Consider the following 3790-nt stretch of genomic DNA (forward strand, 5'->3'; position numbering starts at 1 on the left):
CCTCCCCGACAACCAAACCACCCGCATCCAGATCCACATCGGCACCCCCGACCACACCGGCCACCGCCCCCTCACCATCCACTCCAGCCCCGACATCGAACACCACTGGACCAAACACGCCAGCGGCATCCTCTCCGAGGAGGCTCCAGCGGCCCCGGAGGACGCGGGGCGGTCCTGGGCGGGCGTGCTCACCCCGGCGGAGGAGCTGTACCCGCGGCTGGCCGGGGTCGGCTTCGAGTACGGACCGGCCTTCCAGGGCCTGACCGCCCTGGGCCGGCACGGCGAGGAGATCCTGGCCGAGGTGGTGCTGCCCCAGGACCGGCACGGCGACGGCTTCGCCATCCATCCGGCCCTGCTGGACGCGGCCCTGCACGCCTGTCTGCTGGAGGGCACCGAGCGGGTGCGGCTGCCGTTCGCCTGGTCCGACGTCACCCTGCACCCGGCCGCCGCCACCGCCACCGTCCTGCGCGTGCGGCTGACGCCGACCGGGCCGGACACCGTGGCGCTGACCGCGACCGACGGGACCGGCGAGCCGGTCGTCTCGGTCGGCGCGCTGACGCTGCGCGCCGTCACCCCCGAGCAGTTCAGCGCGGCCGTCGGCCGGTCCGGCGACGGTCTCTACCAGGTGGACTGGGTGCCGCTGCCGCCCGCCGCTCGCACCGGCCCCGAGTCCGGCGCCGAGCAGCCGGTCCGACTGGACCCCGACGCCGGCCCGGCCGAGCTGCCGGGTCCCGACGACCCGCCGCCCTCGACGGTCCTGGCCCCGTTCCTCCCGTCTGCGCCGGGCCCGGACGGCCCGGTGGCCGCCGTGCACGCCGCCGCCGCCCGGGCGCTGGCCCTGGTGCGGTCCTGGCTGACCGAGGAGCGGTTCGCCTCCTCCCGGCTGGTGCTGCTCACCCGGGGCGCCGTCGCGGCCGACCCGGCGGACGACGTCACCGACCTCGTGCACGCTCCGCTCTGGGGCCTGCTGCGCTCGGCGCAGTCGGAGAACCCCGGTCGGCTGGTGCTGGCCGACGTCGACGAGCACCCCGACTCGTCACCGGCGCTGCTCCGCGCCCTGGCCTCGGACGAGCCCCAGCTCGCCGTCCGTGCCGGCCGGGTGAGCGCCGCCAGGCTCTCCGCCGCCCCAACCGCCGAAGGAGGCGCGAGCGCCTTCGACGGAGCCGGTGACGGCACCGTGCTGCTGACCGGTGGCACCGGCGGTCTCGGCGCCCTGCTCGCCCGCCACCTCGTCACCGAGCACGGCGTACGGCACCTGCTGCTGGTCAGCCGGCGCGGGCCCGCCGCCGAGGGCGCGGAGCGACTGCGCGAGGACCTGGCCGCGCTCGGCGCCCGGGTCACCGTCCGGGCCTGCGACGCGGCGGACCGCACCGCGCTGGCCGCCGTCCTGGCCGAGGTGCCCGCCGAGCACCCGCTGACCGCCGTGGTGCACACGGCCGGCGTTCTGGACGACGGGGTGCTGACCGCGCTCACCCCCGAGCGGATGGCCGCCGTACTGCGCCCGAAGGTCGACGCGGCCTGGCACCTGCACGAGCTGACCCGCGAGCATCCGCTCCGGGCCTTCGTCCTGTTCTCCTCGGCCGCGGGCGTGCTCGGCCAGTCCGGCCAGTCCAGCTACGCGGCGGCCAACGCCTTCCTGGACGCGCTCGCCCAGCGCCGCCGGGCCGAGGGCCTGCCCGCCGCCTCGCTGGCCTGGGGTCTGTGGGCCGAGTCCAGCGGGATGACCAGCCATCTGGACGAGGCCGACCTGCGCCGGCTGAGCCGCACCGGCCTCGCGCCGATGCCCTCCGACCGGGGCCTGCGCCTGTTCGACGCCGCGCTGGCCGCGGCCGGGCCGGGCCGGGAGCGCGCCGTCCTGGTGCCCGCCCGGCTGGACCTCGCGGCCCTGCGCGGACTCGCCGAGGTCCCGGCGCTGCTGCGCGGCCTGATCCGCGCCCCGCGCCGGGCCGCGAGCGGTACCGCCGGGACGGCGCCCCTCGGGCGGCGGTTCGCGGGACTCCCTCCGGAGAAGCGCCACCGGGCGGTGCTGGACGTGGTCCTGACGCACCTCGCGGCGGTGCTGGGCCACCCGACGGCGAACCGGGTCGACCCCGACCGCGGCTTCCTGGACCTCGGCATCGACTCGCTCACCGCACTGGAGCTGCGCAACCGGCTCGGCGCCGAGAGCGGCCGGCGGCTGTCCGCCACCCTGATCTTCGACCACCCCAGCCCGGTCGCCGTCGCCCGCCACCTGGAGGCCGAGGCCTTCCCGGCGGAGGACCCCGGCACGGCCCCGGACGGGCCGGACGGCCTCGACGGCATCGACACCGCCGAGTTCCGCCGGGCACTCGCCTCGATCCCGCTGGACCGCTTCCAGGAGGCGGGGCTGGTCGGCACCCTGCTCCGGCTCGCCGACACGGCGGCCGGGTCCGCGCCTCCCGAGGAGAGCGGCGAGGAGCCCGGCAGCGCGCTGGACGACATGGACCTGGCCGACCTGGTCCGGGTCGCCCTCGGCGACGCCTGATGACGACCGCCTCCCACGACACCCGTCCCATCCGTCCCCACGGCTCGGAGTTCCGGAGTTCCCGATGACCACATCCAGTGAAGACGTCGTCAAGGCACTGCGGGCCTCCCTCAAGGAGGCCGAGCAGCTGCGGCAGCAGAACCGACGGCTGACCGCCGCGGCCTCCGAGCCCATCGCGATCGTCGGCATGGCCTGCCGCTACCCGGGCGGCGTCACGTCCCCCGAGGACCTGTGGCAGCTGGTGGCGAGCGGCACCGACGCGATCAGCGCCTTCCCCGAGGACCGCGGCTGGGACGTCGAGGGCCTGTACGACCCGGACCCGGAGGCCACCGGCAGGACCTACACCCGGTCGGGCGGCTTCCTGCACGACGCGCCGCTGTTCGACCCGGACTTCTTCGGCATCAGCCCGCGCGAGGCGATCGCGATGCACCCGCAGCAGCGGCTGCTGCTGGAGGCGTCCTGGGAGGTCTTCGAACGGGCCGGCATCGACCCGTCGTCCGTGCGCGGCACCCCCACCGGCGTGTTCGCCGGGGTGATGCACCAGGACTACGCCGCCCGGCTGCGCGAGACGCCCGAAGACCTTGAGGGCTACCTGATGACGGGCAGCCTCGGCAGCGTGGTGTCCGGCCGGGTGGCCTACACCCTGGGCCTGGAGGGTCCCGCCGTCACGGTGGACACGGCGTGCTCCTCCTCGCTGGTGGCCCTGCACCAGGCCGCGCAGTCGCTGCGGGCCGGCGAGTGCACGCTGGCCCTGGTGGGCGGGGTGACGGTGATCACCGGACCGGGCAGCTTCGTCGAGTTCAGCCGCCAGCGCGCGCTCTCCCCGGACGGGCGCTGCCGTGCCTTCGCCGCGGCGGCCGACGGCACCGGCTGGGCCGAGGGTGTCGGCGTGCTGCTGGTCGAGAAGCTGTCGGACGCACAGCGCAACGGGCACCGGGTGCTGGCGGTGGTGCGCGGCTCGGCCGTCAACCAGGACGGCAGCAGCAGCGGCTTCTCCGCGCCCAACGGGCCCGCCCAGCAGCGGGCCATCCGCGAAGCGCTGAAGAACGCCCGGCTGGCGGCGGGCGACGTCGACGTGGTGGAGGCGCACGGGACGGGCACCAAGCTCGGCGACCCGATCGAGGCACAGGCCCTGCTGGCCACCTACGGCCGCGAACGGCCCGCCGAACAGCCGCTCTGGCTGGGCTCGCTGAAGTCCAACATCGGACACGCGCAGGCCGCCGCAGGAGTCGCGGGCGTCATCAAGATGGTGATGGCGATGCGGAACGGGGTGCTCCCTCGCACCCT

The 3790-nt window shown here is 76.1% G+C and carries 2 protein-coding genes; both read left to right on the forward strand.

Going from position 1 to position 3790, the window contains the following annotated elements:
• The coding region (locus tag ACZ7LB_RS31875) for a type I polyketide synthase (protein ID WP_471473169.1) at positions 1 to 2503 on the forward strand (2503 nt) is incomplete at its 5' end.
• 97 nt (positions 2504 to 2600) lie between these two features.
• Positions 2601 to 3790 (forward strand): beta-ketoacyl synthase N-terminal-like domain-containing protein (locus ACZ7LB_RS31880; RefSeq protein ID WP_471473170.1); only part of this gene is annotated, 1190 nt, incomplete at its 3' end.

It is taken from the genome of Streptomyces sp. NPDC107521 (genome assembly GCF_055598485.1).